Origin of the sequence: Dermacoccus sp. CCH2-D9 (assembly GCF_001556795.1) — a bacterium.
In the GTDB taxonomy this organism is placed as follows: Bacteria; Actinomycetota; Actinomycetes; order Actinomycetales; family Dermatophilaceae; genus Dermacoccus; species Dermacoccus nishinomiyaensis.
Genome location: NZ_LSJT01000101.1, coordinates 64,124 through 82,367, shown reverse-complemented (window position 1 = coordinate 82,367; position 18,244 = coordinate 64,124). Strand labels below are relative to the sequence as shown.

The 18,244-nt window shown below is 65.9% G+C and carries 17 protein-coding genes and 1 pseudogene; 9 read left to right on the top strand and 9 right to left on the bottom strand.

The window, feature by feature from the left end; genetic code table 11:
• Position 1 precedes the first annotated feature (1 nt).
• The 8 genes from AX669_RS09095 to AX669_RS09060 all read left to right on the top strand — a co-directional run bounded on the left by AX669_RS09095 (position 2) and on the right by AX669_RS09060 (position 9,820).
• Positions 2 to 1,903, top strand: coding sequence for a nucleoside-diphosphate sugar epimerase/dehydratase (locus AX669_RS09095; RefSeq protein ID WP_062257970.1), 1,902 nt, complete (start codon positions 2 to 4; stop codon positions 1,901 to 1,903).
• A 4-nt stretch (positions 1,904 to 1,907) separates the two neighbouring features.
• The gene (locus tag AX669_RS09090) at positions 1,908 to 3,113 is read left to right on the top strand and encodes a DegT/DnrJ/EryC1/StrS aminotransferase family protein (protein WP_062257968.1); all 1,206 of its coding nucleotides are present in this window, start codon (positions 1,908 to 1,910) and stop codon (positions 3,111 to 3,113) included.
• Complete coding sequence (locus tag AX669_RS09085; protein WP_062257967.1) at positions 3,110 to 4,204, top strand: acetyl-CoA carboxylase biotin carboxylase subunit family protein; 1,095 nt, start codon at positions 3,110 to 3,112, stop codon at positions 4,202 to 4,204. Before AX669_RS09090 ends, AX669_RS09085 begins: the two co-directional genes overlap by 4 nt.
• On the top strand, positions 4,201 to 5,064 hold the full coding sequence (locus tag AX669_RS09080) for an NAD(P)-dependent oxidoreductase (RefSeq protein WP_062257964.1): 864 nt from the start codon (positions 4,201 to 4,203) through the stop codon (positions 5,062 to 5,064). The genes AX669_RS09085 and AX669_RS09080 overlap by 4 nt, the downstream gene beginning before the upstream one ends.
• Positions 5,061 to 5,654 (top strand): sugar transferase, encoded by a 594-nt coding sequence (locus tag AX669_RS09075; protein ID WP_062257962.1) that lies wholly within the window; start codon positions 5,061 to 5,063, stop codon positions 5,652 to 5,654. Before AX669_RS09080 ends, AX669_RS09075 begins: the two co-directional genes overlap by 4 nt.
• Positions 5,647 to 6,897 carry a glycosyltransferase gene (locus AX669_RS09070; RefSeq protein ID WP_062257960.1) on the top strand — a complete coding sequence of 417 codons (1,251 nt, stop codon included), beginning with the start codon at positions 5,647 to 5,649 and terminating at the stop codon, positions 6,895 to 6,897. Before AX669_RS09075 ends, AX669_RS09070 begins: the two co-directional genes overlap by 8 nt.
• A 3-nt stretch (positions 6,898 to 6,900) precedes the next feature.
• Positions 6,901 to 8,421, top strand: a complete 1,521-nt coding sequence (gene wzy / locus AX669_RS09065) for an O-antigen polysaccharide polymerase Wzy (RefSeq protein ID WP_082740765.1) — start codon at positions 6,901 to 6,903, stop codon at positions 8,419 to 8,421.
• 88 nt (positions 8,422 to 8,509) lie between these two features.
• On the top strand, positions 8,510 to 9,820 hold the full coding sequence (locus tag AX669_RS09060) for a lipopolysaccharide biosynthesis protein (protein WP_156444969.1): 1,311 nt from the start codon (positions 8,510 to 8,512) through the stop codon (positions 9,818 to 9,820).
• A gap of 82 nt (positions 9,821 to 9,902) precedes the next feature.
• Here AX669_RS09060 and AX669_RS09055 read toward each other — a convergent pair whose 3' ends face one another.
• The 8 genes from AX669_RS09055 to AX669_RS09020 form a co-directional block, all read right to left on the bottom strand.
• Positions 9,903 to 10,559 carry a low molecular weight phosphatase family protein gene (locus tag AX669_RS09055; protein WP_156444968.1) on the bottom strand — a complete coding sequence of 219 codons (657 nt, stop codon included), beginning with the start codon at positions 10,557 to 10,559 and terminating at the stop codon, positions 9,903 to 9,905.
• A 170-nt stretch (positions 10,560 to 10,729) separates the two neighbouring features.
• Complete coding sequence (locus AX669_RS09050; RefSeq protein ID WP_062257952.1) at positions 10,730 to 11,578, bottom strand: HAD-IIA family hydrolase; 849 nt, start codon at positions 11,576 to 11,578, stop codon at positions 10,730 to 10,732.
• A gap of 30 nt (positions 11,579 to 11,608) precedes the next feature.
• Positions 11,609 to 12,433 (bottom strand): hypothetical protein, encoded by an 825-nt coding sequence (locus AX669_RS09045; RefSeq protein ID WP_062257950.1) that lies wholly within the window; start codon positions 12,431 to 12,433, stop codon positions 11,609 to 11,611.
• A 1-nt stretch (position 12,434) separates the two neighbouring features.
• Positions 12,435 to 13,244 carry an exodeoxyribonuclease III gene (locus AX669_RS09040; protein WP_062257948.1) on the bottom strand — a complete coding sequence of 270 codons (810 nt, stop codon included), beginning with the start codon at positions 13,242 to 13,244 and terminating at the stop codon, positions 12,435 to 12,437.
• A 120-nt stretch (positions 13,245 to 13,364) separates the two neighbouring features.
• Positions 13,365 to 14,708 (bottom strand): UDP-glucose/GDP-mannose dehydrogenase family protein, encoded by a 1,344-nt coding sequence (locus tag AX669_RS09035; RefSeq protein WP_062257947.1) that lies wholly within the window; start codon positions 14,706 to 14,708, stop codon positions 13,365 to 13,367.
• A gap of 101 nt (positions 14,709 to 14,809) precedes the next feature.
• Complete coding sequence (locus AX669_RS09030; protein ID WP_197418877.1) at positions 14,810 to 15,304, bottom strand: glycosyltransferase family A protein; 495 nt, start codon at positions 15,302 to 15,304, stop codon at positions 14,810 to 14,812.
• Positions 15,305 to 15,381: 77 nt separating this feature from the next.
• The gene (locus AX669_RS09025; protein WP_062257943.1) at positions 15,382 to 15,645 is read right to left on the bottom strand and encodes a DUF3017 domain-containing protein; all 264 of its coding nucleotides are present in this window, start codon (positions 15,643 to 15,645) and stop codon (positions 15,382 to 15,384) included.
• Complete coding sequence (locus AX669_RS09020; RefSeq protein WP_006945588.1) at positions 15,642 to 16,499, bottom strand: bifunctional methylenetetrahydrofolate dehydrogenase/methenyltetrahydrofolate cyclohydrolase; 858 nt, start codon at positions 16,497 to 16,499, stop codon at positions 15,642 to 15,644. The genes AX669_RS09025 and AX669_RS09020 overlap by 4 nt, the downstream gene beginning before the upstream one ends.
• A gap of 124 nt (positions 16,500 to 16,623) precedes the next feature.
• Between AX669_RS09020 and AX669_RS09015 the strand changes: the two are divergent.
• Positions 16,624 to 17,290: pseudogene (locus AX669_RS09015) on the top strand (SGNH/GDSL hydrolase family protein).
• Here the strand turns inward: AX669_RS09015 and AX669_RS09010 are convergent.
• Entirely contained in the window at positions 17,268 to 18,239 is a 972-nt protein-coding gene (locus AX669_RS09010; RefSeq protein ID WP_062257940.1) for a DMT family transporter, read from the bottom strand. The pseudogene AX669_RS09015 and the gene AX669_RS09010 sit on opposite strands and share 23 nt — an antisense overlap.
• Positions 18,240 to 18,244 lie beyond the last annotated feature (5 nt).

The following is an 18,244-nucleotide window of genomic DNA, read 5'->3' as shown; positions in this document are numbered from 1 at the left end:
GATGTCTGCGCCGGGGGGATCAACCCAACTGCCTCTGAGGGAACGTGATCGCGCCGTTCGTTACGGCTGGTTCGCGACCGACCTCGTGCTCGTCCTGTGCGCCGCCTATGCCGCGGCGTGGCTGCGCTTCGACCTCGACGTCTCCGATTCGGCGTCCGTCGAGATCGCCATGTTCGCGTTGCTCGCGGTCGGGTTGTATGCCCTCATCGGCCTCGCCGTCGGCCCGTACCGCATCGGGCACGTGCGCGGTTCGTTCGAGGAGACCGCCGACATCGCCCGTGCGACGGTGGCGATGGGGCTCGTCCTCGCCGTGCTGCGTCTGGCCCTCGGGGTGCCGCACGTGCCGCGCAGCATGCCGTTCACGGCGCCCATGTTCGCGCTGCTCGGAATGTTCACGCTGCGTTTCCTCGTGCGCTCATGGCGCTGGGGCCGGCGCGTCTCGCGTGAGCAGGACGTGCAGGCCATCGTCTTCGGCGCCGGCCACAGCGGGCGTCAGCTCGTGCGCGGCTTGCACCGCGACACCTCGGAGGGCACGCGCTACGTGCCCGCCGCGCTGCTCGACGACGACCCGGGCAAGCGCCGCTTGAACGTCGACGGTCTGCGCGTCACCGGCACGCGTGAGGCCATTGCACGCGAGGCGGAGCGCACCAACGCGAGCGCGCTCATCATCGCGGCGTCCACGATGCAGGGCGAGGACGTGCGTGACGTCACCGAGCGCGCCCGTCAGGCCGGTCTCGACGTGCTGATCATGCCGCCGCTCAACGAGATGTTCCACTCCCCACGCGGCGCGGATCTGCGTCAGCTGAACCTCGAGGATCTACTCGGGCGTCAGAGGATCGAGTTGGACCAGACGGCGATTCGTCAGTCGATCGCGGGCAAGCGCGTACTCGTCACGGGTGCGGGCGGTTCGATCGGTTCGGAGCTGTGCCGTCAGCTCGACAAATACGGCCCGGCAAAGCTCGTGCTGCTCGATCGCGACGAGTCGGCGATGCATGCGGCGCAGATGTCGATGACGGGGCGGGCGCTGCTCGACGACGGCACGCTCGCGCTGTGTGACATCCGTGACCCGCAGTCGCTCGCGACGGTGTTCGAGCGGGAGCAGCCGCAGGTCGTGTTCCACGCCGCGGCGCTCAAGCACCTGACGTTGCTCGAGCAGTTTCCGATCGAGGCGTGGAAGACGAACGTCCTCGGCACGCTCAACGTGCTCGAGGCGGCGCAGGCCGTCGGCGTCGAGACGTTCGTCAACGTCTCGACCGACAAGGCGGCCTGGCCGTCGTCGGTGCTCGGGTATTCGAAGCGTCTCGCGGAGCGTCTGACAGCGTCGTTCGCGAGCGCGGCTGACGACACGTATGTCAGTGTGCGATTCGGCAACGTGCTCGGCTCGCGCGGCTCGGTGATCACGGCGTTCACGGCGCAGATCGAGCGCGGTGGGCCGGTGACGGTGACGCACCCGGACGTCGAGCGGTTCTTCATGCTCATCCCGGAGGCGTGTCAGCTCGTGCTGCAGGCGTCGGCGATCGGCACGGACGGCGAGGTCATGGTGCTCGCCATGGGCAAGCCGGTGAAGATCGTCGACGTGGCGCGCACACTCATCGAGATGGCGGGCCAGCACGACATCGAGATCCAGTACACGGGGCTGCGCCCGGGTGAGAAGCTCTCGGAGCAGTTGTTCACGCCCGGCGAGGAGATCAAGACCTCCGAGCACCCGCTCGTCTCGCACGTCGACGTGCCGGCGATCGACCCGCAGCTCGTGCGAGCGCAGTACTTCGACACGGACGCCGACGCACTCGCCTGGATGGTCGAGCAATCAGGCGGTCACCGCGACCACGACCCGAGCAAGGACATCGACATCACTGCCGGGGCGCCCAACGGCCCCGAGCCCTCATTTTCATCGATCGGATAGCTAAATGGACGACATTCCTTTTTCACCGCCTGACATCCGACAGGAGGACATCGACGCCGTCATCGAGGTGTTGAACTCCGGGTGGATCACGACCGGGCCGCGCACCCGGGAATTCGAGGATCGTCTCGTCGCGCTGTCCGGGGCGCAGGGCTGCTTAACAGTTAATTCAGCGACTGCGGCTATGACCGCGTGCCTCCGCTTTCTCGGCATCGGCGAGGGGGACGAGGTGATCGTCCCCGCGTACACCTACACCGCTACCGCGTCAGTCGTCCATCACGTCGGGGCAAGGGCAGTCATCGTCGACAGCGACCGGGACAGCATCCACTTGACGGCAGCCGCGGTCGACCGGGCAATCACCGATCGAACAAAAGCCGTTATCGCGGTCGATCTTGCAGGGGTACCCGCCCCGGTGACTGAGCTGCTGGCACTCTGTCGCTCGCGTCGTGCGACTTTCAGCCCATCCTCGCCCGCGCAGGAAGCACTGGGACGAATCGCTCTCGTCTCAGACGCCGCCCACTCTGTCGGTGCTGCAGCGGCCGAGGGGCGCGTCGGGACGCTCGCTGACTTCACGTGTTACTCCTTCCACGCCGTCAAGAACTTGGCGACGGCGGAGGGCGGCGCCATCGAGTGGCGCAGCGCCGAGGCCTTTGGCATCACAGGCCCCGAGCTGTACCAGACTCTCCGCCGCGGTGTGCTGCATGGGCAGACGAAGGACGCCCTGGAGAAGAGCCGCGGTGGCGCTTGGGAGTACGACATCGTCGAACTGGGTCACAAAGCAAACATGACTGATATCCAGGCTGCTCTCGGCGTTTCGCAGCTGTCGCGCTTGCCGCAGATGCTCGCTCGACGGCGCGACATCCTGCGTCGTTACCAAGCCGAGCTGGAAGGGAGCGGCGTCGAGCTCATCGACCACTTCTCGTGCAGGGAGTCAGCCGCGCATCTTGCATTGACCTTCTTGCCCGCGCAGATGGCCCCTCGACGAGACGGGATCATCGAGCAGCTCGCTGCCGCAGGAATCTCGACGAACGTGCACTACAAGCCACTCCCCTTGCTCACCGCGTACCAGAAACTGGGGTGGCAGCCCGCGGACGTGCCCAATGCACGACGAACGTTCGAACGAGAGGTCACGCTGCCGCTGCACACCCTCCTGACGGATGAGCAAGTGAGCCGCGTTGCTCAGGCATACCGAAGGGCGGTGGACGCGCAGTGAGCCGCATCCTCATTCTCGGGGCTGCGGCCGTCCAGGCCGACGCCGTTGCCTCGGCGAAGCGTGCCGGGCACACAGTCCACGTGTGTGCTGCGCTTCCCGGCCCGGCCACTCCCTTGGCGGACGCGACGGCCGACTTCTCCTTCACTGAAATCGACGACCTCGCCCGGTACGTCCGTACCCACGGCATCGACTGCGTGTATTCGGTCGGTTCTGATATCGCGATGCCGATCGTGGGGTGGGCCGGTGAGAATCTAAACCTGCCCTATTTCGTCGGCGAGAGTATGGCCCGTTCCTGCAACGACAAGACGCGAATGCGGGAACGGCTCGGGGCCGCTCACTTCGTCGGGAACCCATGGTTTCGACGTGTGGGCGCGGGTGAGGAGGCACCAGAGTTTCCGGGCTTTCCCGTCGCCGTGAAGCCCGCGGACTCACAGGGTCAACGGGGAATTTCGCGTGTTGAATCGAGTCATGACCTGCGAGGGGCCGTCAGTACAGCGCAAGGGTTCTCCCGCACAGGCGCCGCGATCGTCGAAGAATGGCTGGAGGGACCTGAGGTTTCGGTCAACTGCTACCTGCGCGGCGGGGAAACTATGTTCCAAGCAGTCAGTGACCGGCATGTCTGGTCTGACTACGTCGGTCTTGTCAGTGGCCACACCATGCCTCCCACAACGATCACGGCCGAGCAGAGTGAGCAGGCCGCTGCGGTCACGACGCGAGCAGCTGCCATCCTCGGTATCACAGAGGGCCCCGTGTATGCGCAGGTGAAGGTGTCACCTCCGGGAGCTCGGATCGTCGAGATCAGCCCACGTTTCGACGGCTGCCATATCTGGCGTCTCGTGGAGCGCACCTACGGGGTCAATCTTCTCGACGCCTTGTGGCCGCACCTGCTCCACGGGACTCCCCCGGAGCTGTCGCTCCGACCGGGAGGGCAGTGGAGCATCGATTTCATGTGCATCCCGCCGGGCAAGACCGCCGTGTACGACGCGCCGGCAAGTGAGGACATCGTGCGCTACTACGAGCCCGGTCAGATCGTGCGCGCCATCAACGGACGCTACGAAAAGATCGGCTACCAACTGCGAGCCGGGGCATGAAGCTGCTCGTCACGGGCGGCTCCGGGGCCGTGGGGCGTCGTCTGCTTCCTCAACTGCGCAGTGCTGGGCACGAGACGGTGTCTCTGACTCGTTCGACCGCGATCTCCGAGCACGAGCGTTCCACGGCGTACACCTTGGACGATTTACGCGAGCGCTGCGACGGGGTAGACGCGATCGTTCACTTGGCCTGGCGGCGAACACCGTCGCCGCGCCTCGACAGTTGGAACGCGAACGTGGCTGAACTCGACAACCTGCTCGAAGCAGCTCTGGACGTCGGAGTAAAGCGCATCATCGGCGCCAGTTCGATCTCTGTGTACTCCGGCGAGGACCTGCCCTGGACGGAAACGGGGCCCGCAGCGCCAGCCACCGCGTACGGCGCGAGCAAGATCACCGCGGAGCACGCACTGCGCTTGGCGGGAAGCAAGGGCATCTCGACGCTCTCGCTCCGCCTGGGACACATCTACACCGATGACGAGGACAACGACTACGCCGTCAACACATTTATCCGGAAGGCGGAGGCGGGTGATGCCATCACCGTCACGGGCGACGCAAATCGGCGGCGAGACATGGTGTATGTCCAGGACGTGTGCGATGCCATCCGTCAGTCGCTCGAGCGCCCGGATGTCACCGGCATCCTCAACGTCGGCTCTGGTACCAACGTCACCATGAGTCACATCGCGAAGGCTGCGGTCGATGCGTTCGGCGACCGCAGTGCCCTTGACCTGAACGAGACACCAGGTGCGGGGGCTCTCAGCACGCTGATGGACATCACCGAAGCCACCCGGCGCTTGGACTACCGTCCCCGTTACAGCATCCAGGACGGTATGCGGGACATCGCACAACGGAGGAAGAATCGATGAGCTTCTACCGCAGGGGCGGAAAGCGCGCCCTCGACATCGCCCTCGCACTCGCCGGGCTTCCGGTCGTAGGCACGACAGCTATCATCGCCGGGCCTCTGCTGCGCCGCGACGGCGGGCAGGCACTTCACCGCTCGACGCGTCTAGGGCTCGGCCAGGAACCTTTCACTATGTTCAAGTTCCGGAGCATGATCGTCAACGCACCAGATTTACGAAACGCCGACGGCTCGACGTATAACGCCGAGGACGATCCGCGTGTCACCCCTGTCGGCCGTGTGCTGCGGCGAACCTCCCTGGACGAACTCCCGCAGATCTTGAACGTCCTGCGCGGGGACATGAGCTTCGTCGGCCCCCGCCCGAGCCCCACCGGTAACCAATCTCGCTATGACGAGGTTGCCTTGCGCCGTTTCGAGGTAAGACCGGGGATCACCGGCCTGGACCAGGCCCTGAACCGAAACTCCGGCACGCTCGAGGAACGCTTCGCCAATGACGCCCGCTACGTCGAGGACTGCTCCTTCGCCCTGGACCTTTGGATTTTAGGACGCACATTTCTGGGCGTGGGACGTCAGGAGGGGCTGTATCGCAATGCCTGACGAAAAAAGCTTATTGCTAGTCACAAACCGTTACCCGTTCGCCCCCGGCGAGGAGTACTTGCACACCGAACTGCCCCACCTCGCGGAAGCGTTCGACAATGTCGCCATCCTTCCGCTCATGCGAGCACCGGGTTCGATGCTCGACCGCTCCCTACCGAGAAATGTCACAGTTCTGGATCTGTCCGTGCAGCACGGCTGGGGCAGCCGTCTCGCCCTCCTGGCGCGGGGCGCCTTGGCGCGCGACCTGCCAGCCGAAGCGCAGACGGTCAAACAACGCCTGTATGAGCGGTACTTCGCCGCTCGCACAAGCGCTCTCGCTCGGGCTGCGCGTCCCCATTTAGAGGACTACCTGAGAGAACATGACGTTCACACCATCTATGCGTATTGGTTCTACGTGACCACATCAGTTGCTATCCAGCTGCGTGACTCGGTTCCAGGACTAGCAGGGGTGCCGATCGTGGCCCGCGGTCATGGCTACGACGTCAACGAAGCGGCATCGCCCGTGCGCTACCTCCCCCACCGCCGGGCGCTCTTGGAAGCAGTGGAGCGGCTGCACCCCACTGCGGACACCATCACCGCTCGCATGCAATTGGAGTGGCCTGAATATGCGCATAAAATTAGCACCCGCCGTCTCGGAGTGGTCGCGCCTGGGCAACCCGCGCAGCGCGACAACCTCGGGCCGGTGCACCTGCTCTCCTGTTCGTCGCTGCACCCGCTGAAGCGCCCTGAACTCATAGCTGCAGGTGTGGCGACTTCGCGACGCCGAGGGCACGATACGCGATGGACGCACGTGGGCGAGGGCGACCAAGCGCAGGAAGGTCGCTTTACGCGTGCCATCCGAGCTCAGGGAATCGAGAGCGCCGTGACCCGTGCTGGCCAATTACCCAACGCCGAGGTTTATGAAGTGCTTCGCGACCCCCAGTACACGGCTTTCATCAATGCGTCGTCATCGGAAAGCGTTTCGTTCTCAATGTCGGAGGCGATGGGAGCCGGGCTACCCGTACTGGGAACGGATGTCGTGGGAACTCACGAGATTCTGTCGGACAAAAAAAACGGTCGATTGCTGTCGGCCGACCCGTCGCCGGACGATATTGCCGACGCCATCGACTGGGTTGCTGCCCTCCCACTTGAGGAGTATCGCGCGCTGTGTGAAGAGTCCGCGAGGGTGTGCGGTGCACTCTTCGATCCTGAAGAGGTATACACCGTCTTCGCCCAGGATCTCCGGCGCGTAGAGAGGTCCTAAGTAATGAGTGCATCCACCTCCCGTCGAACATATGCCGAACCACCGGTCAGAACTGCCGAGTTGACACTTCTCGCTCCGTTCTTGTTGGGGTTGGATCTCGTTGCATGGTTCAGCGATGCTCCGCAATGGGCTGTCGCCTCGACACTACTGTTGCAACTCGCCCTGTTCGCGATCGGCGTCCGAGCTCGGCCTGCCGGTTTGCTCCTATCCCTGTTTGTCGCGTCGATGTTCACGTTTCTAACCGGTCGAATCGTCGCAGTCGGCATCTTGGGGTATAAGGCGCAGTCGGCCGACGACTGGGGCATGCACCTGAACGATCCGGCCCTCGTGGCGCGCAGCCTATTCATGCAACAAGTGTTTTTGCTCGCAGCGCTCGCAGGCGTTGCGATAGCGACTAAGCGCTGGAGTGCAGGGGGCTTGGTGAGCCGCACTACGAGGGACATCCCGCTCCAGTACGCGGGGATAACTGGCATGCTCGCAGGCGTTGCCTTGTACATGGAGAACCGCATATCGGTGGTTTCTTCGGTCAATCAGACCTCATACCTCGACTACTACTCGTCACAGTCTTCCCTAGTCTCCACCACGGGAAGAATCGGCGAATCACTGATGATCGTTGGCTACGCCTTCGTCTTGGCCGCCATCCCAAAGTTCAGGGTCTTCGTGGGGGCGTCACTCGTCATTGTTGGCGCCCACGGATTCGACTTACTCATGGGGCGCAGGGCCCCTTTCGTCCTCACGCTGCTCCTCGTGATTTTCTACTCTCTGCTGCGCAGCGCGATCGCCGAAAGATCTGACATGGCCCAGCACTGGCCCACGATTGGAAAAATCGGCTTGGGAGCTCTTCTCTTGGCGCCCTTGCTCGAGCTGCTCAACGCCATAAATCAAACTCGTGGCGACGGCGCTACAGCAACCGCTGGGGAGTCGGGCAATCCCCTAGTGGAATTTTTCTATTCACAAGGGGTTAGCGCAAATCTTCTCGTGTATGCACAGACGGATGTTCTCAGCATCCCCCACGACAAAATCTATACTTTCGGCCCGTTAATCGAGTTCATCCAGGCTCGACTTCTCCCAGGCTTCGACAGTTCCGTTTACGACGGCCAGACGGCTGTCCGCGCGGTCGAGGGCTACAACTTCGCCGATATCGTGTCGTTTCGAATCATGCCCTCCATCTACCTCAGAGGTGGTGGCTATGGCTCGTCAGCTCTTGCCGAGCTCTTCTGGGACTTCGGGTGGGCTGGCCTCTTCCTGGGGGGTCTGGCGTTCGGGCTTATGTTCGCCTTCGGTGGCCGGGTCCTCTCGTTGAGCCCCCTCCTCGCCGCTGCCGCGCTCATCATGAGCCGGCAGCTTCTCTACGCGCCGCGGGCCCCCTACCTCGATTGGCTGGTTGGCACACTCAACGTCTTTAACATCGCAGCCTTCGCCTTCCTCGGGATGCTGTACAAGCTCCTACAGGAGCATGGACGAACAGAACGCAACAGCGCCAAGCACATGCCCCGGCTCCGGGCCGCACACTATGTCGAGTGAGCCGGAGACAGCTGCGAGGAGTGGCCGCGCTGGCCTCCTCCGAGGCTTGCCTTGGATATTCGTCGGCACCTCGGGGTACATGCTCTCCTTGGCAGTTCTCACCTTTGTCCTACCACGCTTCTTGTCGCCCTACGAGTTCGGCGAGTGGCAATTGTTTCAATTCTACGTTCTGTACCTGGGGTACATTACGTTCGGCTACTCAGACGGTCTCCTCCTTCGTCTGGCCGGCAAACCCTGGGGTAACTTGCCACACGGCCAGGTGGGTCCTGGCTTATTATTCCTGGCAGTGGCTGAAGTGGCATCGTTTCTTCTTCTGTCGGCAGTTCTGTGGTTCGTGTTGACGGAGTCCGACTGGCGATGGTTCGCCGCGGCCTGCATAGGAGTCGCCTTCTACGTCCCACGCGTTACTATCACGTTCCTCTTTCAAGCGACAGGGCGGGCGCAAACGGTGATGATTTCGATGCTCGTCGAGCGTGCCGTTCTTCTCGGCGCGGCTGTCGCGTTCTGCCTGCACCCCGGGCTCGGGCTTCCAGTACTGGCTTTAGGCGACATCGTAGGGAAAGCGATAGGGCTGACCTGGTCCCTATTCAAGGCTCGCGATGTAATAAGCCTCTCAACCTTCGACGAGGTGCGCCGCGCCTGGCCTGCGTTCCTCGCAGACTGCCGGTCCGGCATGTTCGTGGTGTTGAGCAACCTCAGCGCTCTTGCTCTGAACGGTGCGGTCCGTCTCACGATCGCTACGACCCTCGGAACGGTAGCCTTCGGGCAGGTCTCGCTAGCACTCCAGTTCTCCACCATCTTCCTCGTCGTGGTCAACGCGGTCTCTGTGGCGCTATTCCCCAACCTGAAAGCCGCTCACGAGTCTCAGTGGCCCGCACACTTCTACGCCATGTCTCGGGTTACGCTGCCGCTCGCGATGGTCTCGCTGTGTCTGGCGCTGCCCATCGGCTGGCTCTTGGATTGTTGGATGCCGGGTTTCGAGCGCGCTGTGACGTTGCTTATCCTTCTCATGCCCGTCGGGTATTTCGAGATCAAAAGCCGCGGAATCTTGTCAGTCTTTATGAAAGCGGTGCGCGCTGAGAAAGCGTTGTTCGTGGCCAACGTCATCTCAGCCGTGGTCGGCGCGTTAGCCTGTTACATCGCTGCTCGCTACCTCGAGAGCCTGACAGTTGCTGCTTGCACACTGGTTGGGGCGCTATGGCTCCGCTCGCTGGTAGTTGAACGCATGTTGCATAAGCGGCTCGGAGTCGGCCCACTGCCGACCTTATTGGAGGCGGCCTGCCTGGGGGCTTACTACATAATGGCCACGGTGTCGACGGCTGCGGGTTTTGCAGGCTTGTGCGTGCTTTCGGCATTGTTCCGCCGCCGCTTGATCGCTCCCGCGGACTACCGGGCATAGCTCCCGCCAACACGCTGGGTTGTGTCGCCGCCCCGATCACGACGCGAGGGGCTGAACGCCTGTTCTGGCTATTCGAACGCCATTACGCGTGGACGAGTTCGCCCATAACGCGGAAGGTGTCGATCACAACGCCCATTGGCGGCAGCGTCTGGCGCTTCATCTCGGCAAACACGTCCGGGCTCCGACGGAACGGGTCGACGATGTCGGCGTCCTCGTCGGTGCGGGGGTGCACGAGGTAATGGCGGTCTGCCGCGGCCGCGGCGACGCGGGCCACGAGCGAACGTCCACGCACACGCTCGATGTCGTCGGGCTGCAGTTCGGCGACGAGGTCGGCGAAGTCGACCAGCGTGAACGTCTTGCGCAACCCCAACGGCGCCTCCTGCACCACCGAGCGGCGGTGCGCGCGCGTCGCGGTCAGCACGAGGTCGGCGTCCTCGACCATGTCCACAGTGAGCTGCCGAGCCCGAAACGCCGTGGAGTCGATTCCTGCCGCGTCGAGAAGCGCCACGGAACCCGGGTCAACCGGCCACCCCGCCAAGGCGCCGGTTCCCGCGCTCGCCACCTCGATGCCCAAGCTTTCCAGCTCGGAGGCCAGACGTAGATGGATGTACGGCGAGCGACACACGTTGCCGGTGCAGACGACGAGAATGCGACCGCCCGGCGACGGAGAGGCATCGCGCTCGCTCCCCTGCCCCACGCCGCGATACAAGGCCAACGACGCGTCGTACTCCTGCCACATCCCGCCGAGACCGGGTGCGTCGGTCGAGAGCTCCAGACCGTGACGCGGCCGCGAAGCCCGGATCGGCAGGTCGGCCCACGGGTCGAACGACTGCTGCGACGGCTCCTGCTCGTCCTCCCGCCTGGGTGGGCGGGAACGCGGCGCGTCGGCGAACGGGTCGAAGTCGTCGCTCACGCGTCTGCTTCTCGATGCTCGCCGCCCTCGCTCTGAGCCGCCGCCATGCGCTCCGGGCAGAGCTCGTGGACGAGCGGCACGACGTCGGCGATCGATTCGCAGATGCGCGTCGGCACGAACGGGTAGCGGTCGACCTGATCGGGCTTCGTCGACCCGGTCAGCACGAGGATACTGCGCAACCCCGCCTCGAGGCCGCTGCGCACGTCCGTGTCGAGACGGTCACCGATCATCACCGTCGACTCCGAGTGCGCGTCGATGCGGTTGAGCGCACTGCGCATCATGAGCGGATTCGGCTTGCCGACGTAGTACGGCTTGACGCCCGTCGCCGCCGTGATGAGCGCCGCAATCGACCCCGTCGCCGGCAACGGCCCCTCCGTGCTCGGGCCCGTGACGTCCGGGTTCGTCGCGATGAACCGCGCGCCACCCTCGATGAGACGGATCGCGCGCGTGATCGCCGTGAACGAATACGTGCGCGTCTCCCCCAGCACGACGTAGTCGGGCTCGCGCTCCGTCATCGTGTAGCCGACGTTGTGGAGCGCCGTCGTCAACCCCGCCTCACCGACGACGTACGCGCTGCCACCGGCGCGCTGATCGGCGAGGAACTGCGCCGTCGCGAGCGCCGACGTCCAGATCGCCTCCTCCGGCACGTCGATGCCCGACGCGAGCAACCGCGCGCGCAGATCGCGTGGCGTGTAGATCGAGTTGTTCGTGAGCACGAGGAAGCGACGCCCCGTCTCCTGCAACGCCTGCAAGAACTCCGCAGCCCCCGGAATGGCGCGTTCCTCGTGCACGAGAACGCCATCCATGTCCGTCAGCCAGCACTCCACTGCGTGGTGGTTGCTCATCCGATCATCCTCACTGTCGTGCCGAATCGTTCAACCCATGATGCGACGAACGGCCGCCGCCACCGTCGCAAGCGCCGGATCGGCCTGCGCCGCCATCCTCGCAAAGACCTCGGGGCCCTGACGGAACGGGTCGAGAATCTCCGCCTCGACGTCCGATCGAGTGCTGTGCCGCTCGACGCTGCCCGCCGTCGACTGGGCGACGAACTCGCGCAGCCCGTGGACGCCCTGGGCTCGGGGCACGGGGGCCACGGTGCAGACGTCGGCGAAGTCGAGCAACGCGAAGATGCGCGACGCCGCCGTCGGCGCCTCTTCGGCGAGGACGCGCCGATGCTCGCGCGATGCCGTCAGCACGAGGTCTGCCTCGCGCACGAGCGCGGGCGTCACCTGACGCGGACGGTAGCGCGCGCCGTCGAGGCCGCGCTCACGCAGGAGAACCTGCGTCCCTGATGACATCCTGTCGATGAGCAACGCGCCCGTCCCGGCGCCCTCGACGCGTACCGGCAGGCCCGCCAGGTCGGCAGCCAGCACACGCTCGAAATACGGTGAGCGACAGACGTTTCCCGTGCACACGCCGAGGATGGTGAAGGTCTCGCGATCATCCCCGGTGGCCAGGCTGTCGACCTCATGGCCCGCCTGCTGAGGGCGAACCGGCGCCGGCCCAGCATCGCGGCTGAGCGAAACGTCCGGGCGGACTCGCGCTGCCTCACGCTCGCGCTTCGCGGCCTGCACCTGCGCGAGCCGTCGCTGATCGGCGCGCGTGCGGAACGTGCCCCACTGCCCGGGCGTGACGGGCTCGACGGCCTCGTCAGCCTGTGCCGGTTCGCCCGACGACGCGGCGTCGCGCGGTTCGCTCACGTCACTCCCCCGTCGTCTCGAGCGCGGCGAGGTCGTAGTCGACGACGACCGCCGCGTGGTCGCTCCACCGCTGATCGTAGGCTGCGGCGCGCCCGATCCACGGTTCGCGGGCGACAGCGGCGAGCGTCGGGCTCGCGAACTGGTAGTCGATGCGCCACCCGGAGTCGTTGTCGAACGCCTTTCCGCGCCACGACCACCACGAGTACGGGCCTGGCACGTCGCCGTGATTGGCGCGCACGACGTCGACCCAGCCGTTCTCGGTGAGCCGCGTCAGGTACGCCTGCTCGTCCTCGAGAAACCCGGCCTTGCCACGGTTTCCCTTCCAGTTCTTGAGGTCGTTCACCGTGTGCGCGACGTTGAAATCGCCCATGACGAGCGCCGGACGATCGACGAGCTGCGCCATCCGCGCCTCGAGCGCGTCGAGGAAGGCGTACTTCGCAGTCTGCTTGTCGGTGCCCGCCTCGCCGGTGTGCACGTAGACGCTCGCGATCGTGACGCTGCGCCCGTCGACGACGACGTCAGCCTCCACCCAGCGGCCGATCTCGTCGAAGCCGTCGATGACGCAGCTCGACGACGCGAGCGCATGCTTCGTCAGGATGGCGACGCCCTCACGGCCCGCAGCGGCCGACTCGGCGTGCGCGAGTTCGTACTCGGCGAGAGCCGAACCGTCGAGTGCGGTCGCGAACTGCTTCGCCGACGCGCGCACCTCCTGCATTGCGACGACGTCCGGCTCCTGCTGCGCCAACCACTCCAGACCCCCGCGACGCCGCGCTGCCCTGATGCCGTTGACGTTCGCCGTGATCACTCGCATGGGCTCATCGTTTCAAGGCCGCATGATCGTGTCGAACCCACCGACCGCAACCGCGCCCAGCCCGAAACCCTGCGTCCTGCGTCCAGGTGCACCCGCGTGCATCTGGACGCGGGGAAGAGGTCAGCTCGCGGGCGTGATCGTCGGGCGGCCGAGGGCGTGGACGGTGAAACCCGCCTCAGCCCACCGCCGACGATCCAACGCATTCCGCCCATCGATGAGCACACGACCCGCGACCTGCTCAGCAACATCGGCCGGGTCGAGATCGCGATACACCTGCCACTCCGTCAACAACAAGACCACCCGCGCCCCCACCAACGCCTCATCAACCGTGTCGACATAACCCGGCCCCGGACGCTGCGCCCGCGCCACAGCCAGTGCCTCCGGATCATGCACCCGCACATCCACACCCAAGGCCACCAAACGCTCAGCCACGTCCAACGCCGGACTATCCCGAATATCGTCCGAATTCGGCTTGAACGCCGCCCCCAACACCGCCACCGGCGCCCCCACGACGTCCTCACCCAGCACGTCACGCACGAGCTCCACCACCCGCGAACGACGACGCACGTTCGTCGCATCCACCGTCCGCAAGAACTCCACCGACTCCGCCAGGCCGAGCTCCTCACCACGCGCCATGAACGCACGAATGTCCTTCGGCAAGCACCCCCCACCGAACCCGACACCCGCACCCAAGAACTTGCGCCCGATGCGCTCGTCATGCCCGATCGCATCCGCGAGCGCGACGACATCACCGCCGCTCGCCTCACACACCTCAGCCATCGCATTGATGAACGAGATCTTCGTCGCGAGGAACGCATTCGCGCTCACCTTGACCAACTCAGCCGTCGCGAAATTCGTCACCAACCGCGGCGTACCCGCCGCCAATGCCCGCGCATACACCTCATCCAGACGCGCGACATTCGCATCCGCGAACTCCCCCTCCACGCCGTACACGAACCGATCCGGCGTCAACGTGTCCTTCACCGCGAATCCCTCACGCAAGAACTCCGGATTCCAGATCAGACGCGCATCCACCCCGTCACACACGCCGGCCTGCAGCACCTCCAGCACGCGCGGCACCGTCCCCACCGGCACCGTCGACTTGCCCACCGCCACCGACCCCGCCTTCATGTGCGGCGCCAACGACGCGAACGCACCGAACACATAATCCGTGTTCGCCGCATACTCCCCCGGCTTCTGCGGCGTCCCCACACACACGAAATGCACATCAGCATCCGCCACATCAGCGATGTCCGTCGACCACCGCAACCGACCCGACGCCTGCGCACTCACCAACAACTCCGGCAACCCCGGCTCGAAGATCGGACTACGCCCCGCTGCCAACGCCTCGATCTTCAACACATCCGTGTCGACACCCACCACGTCGTGACCCAACTCAGCCATGCACGCCGCATGCACCGCACCCAGATAGCCCGTGCCGATGACCGAGATCTTCAAACCCATGCCGCAGATTCTAGGGTGCCGCCCCTGCTGCGACGCTCATTTGCTGCGCGCGGCACCCGTCACTGCGTCGTTGTTCGTCGCGCGTCCACCGGACGGCGCGCTCACGCACTCGTCGGTGTGCTTCGGTATCTCGGGTACGCGTGCGAAACTGCGCCGCACACCGAACGAGCACCCGAGCAACACCGGGTACGTCCCCCTGCGGCATCTCGCGTCACCTGATCGGGTTGCGCGAGATACCGCGGCAGCCACCCTGCGAGCGTCGCCCACGCATCGCGGAGTGCACGATCCAGCTCGTCCGACGTGAACGGCAGCTCGCCACCACTGAACATCGGATGCGCGTCGAGGGCCATCGCGCCGTCACGCACCCACGTGGGGCCGACGACGTCGTCGGCGTCGCAGAACAGCAACCTCTCGGTGGTGGCGCGTTCGATGCCACGGTTGCGGGCGAACGCGGTGCCGGCCTGCCTGGTCGCGTCGACGACGGTGACGGCGAGGTGCGGCGCATGCACGCCGGCGAGCGCTCGCAGGTCGACGTTGCGCCCGTTGTCGACAAGGACGCGGACGATCGGCGGCGCGGCGAGCACGTTCAGCTGCACGGCCTCGCTCGCTCGCCTCACGGACGGGGATGATGACGCTCACCTCGACGTCCGAGGGACGTGTCATCGGCTGCGACCTAACCGAGCTTGACGCCCGTGAAGGCGACGAAGGTGACGATCGCACCGAGCGCGTACAACGCGACGTCCGTGCCCCTCGAACGCACCTTGAGATCGGGCACGACACGCTCGGGGAAGACGGCGCGCATGATCGCCCCCAGCAGCGGACCCACGGCCATGAGGATGCCTCCGACGCGCACATGCCCGCCGAAGACGACGGCGAGGCCCAACGCGACCGGCAGCACGACGACGAGCCACGGGACGCCGACCTTGAAGTGACTCACCGACCCCGAGCCTCGGCCTCACGCTCGGCGGCCTCCACGACGTTCGTCAGCAGCAGCGCACGCGTCATCGGGCCGACGCCGCCGGGGTTCGGCGACATGAATCCGGCGACCTCAGCGACGTCCGGTGCGATGTCACCGGCCACCTTGCCGTCGACGCGGCTGACTCCGACGTCGAGCACTGCGGCACCCTGCTTGACCATGTCCTTCGTGATGAGCCCCGGCACACCGGCGGCGGCGACGATGACGTCCGCGTTCTTCGTGTGAGCTGCGAGATCCTTCGTGCCGGTGTGGCACAGGATGGCCGTCGCGTTCTCGCTGCGACGTGTGAGGATGAGACCGAGCGGGCGCCCCACCGTCAGCCCACGCCCGACGACGACGACCTCCGCGCCGTTCAGCGGCACGTCGTAACGGCGCAGCAGTTCGATGACGCCCATCGGCGTGCACGGCAGCGGCGCCTCCTCGCCGAGCACGAGCTTGCCGAGGTTGACCGGGTGCAGACCGTCGACGTCCTTCTCCGGCTTGACGCGTGAGAGCAGCGCGACCTCGTCGAGACCCGTCGGCTGCTGGATGAGGAAGCCCGTGCAGTTCTCGTCGTCGTTGAGCTCGTCGATGACGGCCTCGACCTCGGCCTGTGTCGCGGTGGCCGGCAGATCCTTGCGGATCGAGGTGATGCCGACCTCCGCGCAGTCCTTGTGCTTGGCGTTGACGTACCACTGCGAGCCTGGGTCATCGCCGACGAGCACCGTGCCGAGGCCCGGCGTGATGCCGCGCGCCTTCAACGCAGCGATGCGCTCACGCAGTTCGCCCTTGATCGTCGCGAGGGTGGCCTTGCCGTCGAGCGTCGTCGCAGTCATGGCCCCAATCCTGCCAGACGCCCCGGGCGCGGTCGGCGCTCACACCGGGGTGTGACGGGACGCTCGTGATCGACCTGGGCTCACGCGTACGGTCGTCGTATGACACGAGCGTGCCGAGCGGAAAGTGGCGTGGCGCGTTCCCGCGCTCGTGGCACTCGTCGTCGGGGTGCTCGTCGTGGCGTTGTTCCTCGTCGTCGACCGCCGTTCGTCAGCCCCGGTCGCCGACGCGCCCTCACCCAGCCTGAGCGGACGCCCCGTGGTGGCCTTCGTCGGCGACAGCTACTCCGCCGGCTCGGAGGCGAGCTCACCGGACAAGCGATGGACCACCGTCCTGAGCGCTGAGCGCGGGTGGAACGAGATCAACGTCGCCGTGCCTGGCATGGGCTACGACGTGGGGCGTCCGACGCAGCACTACGCTTCCCAGGTCGCACGAGCCGCAGCGTCGAAGCCGGGCACGGTCATCATCTCCGGCCGATGGAACGACGTCGCCCGCGGCGTGCCGACGGCGACCATCGTCGAGGGCCTGCGCGAGACGCTCGCGGCGGTGAAGAAGCGTCCCCGAGGCGCGCGTCGTCGTCATCGCACTGATCGGACCGGCGAGTTCTCCCCCACCCGACCTCGTACGGCTGCGCGATGCCGCCGCACCCGTGGTGCGCAGCTCAGGTGCGACGTGGCTGGATCTCGACTTCCCGCTCACCGGTCACCCTGAGTGGATCAGCCCTGACGGCCTGCACCCCAACGACGCGGGCTACAAGCGCCTCGCCGAGCTCACGAACGCGCGTCTGAAGTAGCCCGTCGGCCACCGGAGCGTGCCGCCATGGCTGCCGCCGCAGCGGTGACGACCATGCCGACGACGGTGCGCACACCGACACCTTCGCGCGCCACCGGGTCGAGCAGGTCGATGACGAGCGCCGCGACGAGCTGCCCCATGATGCCCATGAGCCCGAGCACGAGCACGCTGATGTGCTCCGTCGCCCACGCCGACAACCCGATGAACGCGATGCCCAGCGGCGCACCGAGCCACGCCCACCAGGGAGCGTCGTGCGGCCACTGCCACTGCGTGAAGCCGAGGAGCACGCGCGCACCGGCGAACACCACGAGAGCGATCACGCCGACGAGGAAGTTCTGCAGCGTCGTCGCGTACGAACTACCTGCCCGCGCACTGACGCGCCCGTTGAGACCCTGCTGGAACTGCGTCATGACGCCCGCGATGATGACGGCGAGGGCCGGCAGGACCGCGATGCCACCCGGGACGTGCTGGCCGCTCACCGTGATGCCGACCCCGACGACGGCGAACGCTCCGGCGAGCGCGCGAGCGGGGGTGATCGGCGTGCGCCCCTTGGGGCCGGCACCGACGTGATCGGCGAGCAGCCCGCCGAGTGCCCGGCCACCGACGCTCGCGACGATGAAGACCGCTACCCCGAGGATGGCGACCGTGCTCGTCTGCACCGCCACGAACGCACCGCCGAGAACGCCGCCGAGGCACTCCCACCAGCGCAGACGCCCCGCCCGAATCGCGTCGACGAGCCGACCGGCGCCGCGGCGCAGGCTCGGCACGACGAGCGTCAGCACGAGCAGCGCGAGCCCCGAACCGAAGCTCCACACCGCCGCGACGAGCGGCTCGGACAACGGCTCACCGAGCGTCCCGTTGAAGCGCGCCTGCAACGACAGGCACGCCCCACCGAAGAACGCGGCAGTGAGGGCAAGCGCCTCGGAGGAGGCTCTGGCGTCACGCTTCATCGCAG

Bases quoted from the DNA above. Each gene is read 5' to 3' on its own strand.
- AX669_RS09070 (WP_062257960.1), top strand. From the start codon at position 5,647: ATGCCTGACGAAAAAAGCTTATTGCTAGTCACAAACCGTTACCCGTTC.
- AX669_RS09055 (WP_156444968.1), bottom strand. From the start codon at position 10,559: ATGTGGCAGGAGTACGACGCGTCGTTGGCCTTGTATCGCGGCGTGGGG.
- AX669_RS09080 (WP_062257964.1), top strand. From the start codon at position 4,201: ATGAAGCTGCTCGTCACGGGCGGCTCCGGGGCCGTGGGGCGTCGTCTG.
- AX669_RS09010 (WP_062257940.1), bottom strand. From the start codon at position 18,239: ATGAAGCGTGACGCCAGAGCCTCCTCCGAGGCGCTTGCCCTCACTGCC.
- wzy (WP_082740765.1), top strand. From the start codon at position 6,901: ATGAGTGCATCCACCTCCCGTCGAACATATGCCGAACCACCGGTCAGA.
- AX669_RS09095 (WP_062257970.1), top strand. From the start codon at position 2: ATGTCTGCGCCGGGGGGATCAACCCAACTGCCTCTGAGGGAACGTGAT.
- AX669_RS09035 (WP_062257947.1), bottom strand. From the start codon at position 14,708: ATGGGTTTGAAGATCTCGGTCATCGGCACGGGCTATCTGGGTGCGGTG.
- AX669_RS09075 (WP_062257962.1), top strand. From the start codon at position 5,061: ATGAGCTTCTACCGCAGGGGCGGAAAGCGCGCCCTCGACATCGCCCTC.
- AX669_RS09050 (WP_062257952.1), bottom strand. From the start codon at position 11,578: ATGAGCAACCACCACGCAGTGGAGTGCTGGCTGACGGACATGGATGGC.
- AX669_RS09090 (WP_062257968.1), top strand. From the start codon at position 1,908: ATGGACGACATTCCTTTTTCACCGCCTGACATCCGACAGGAGGACATC.
- AX669_RS09040 (WP_062257948.1), bottom strand. From the start codon at position 13,244: ATGCGAGTGATCACGGCGAACGTCAACGGCATCAGGGCAGCGCGGCGT.
- AX669_RS09020 (WP_006945588.1), bottom strand. From the start codon at position 16,499: ATGACTGCGACGACGCTCGACGGCAAGGCCACCCTCGCGACGATCAAG.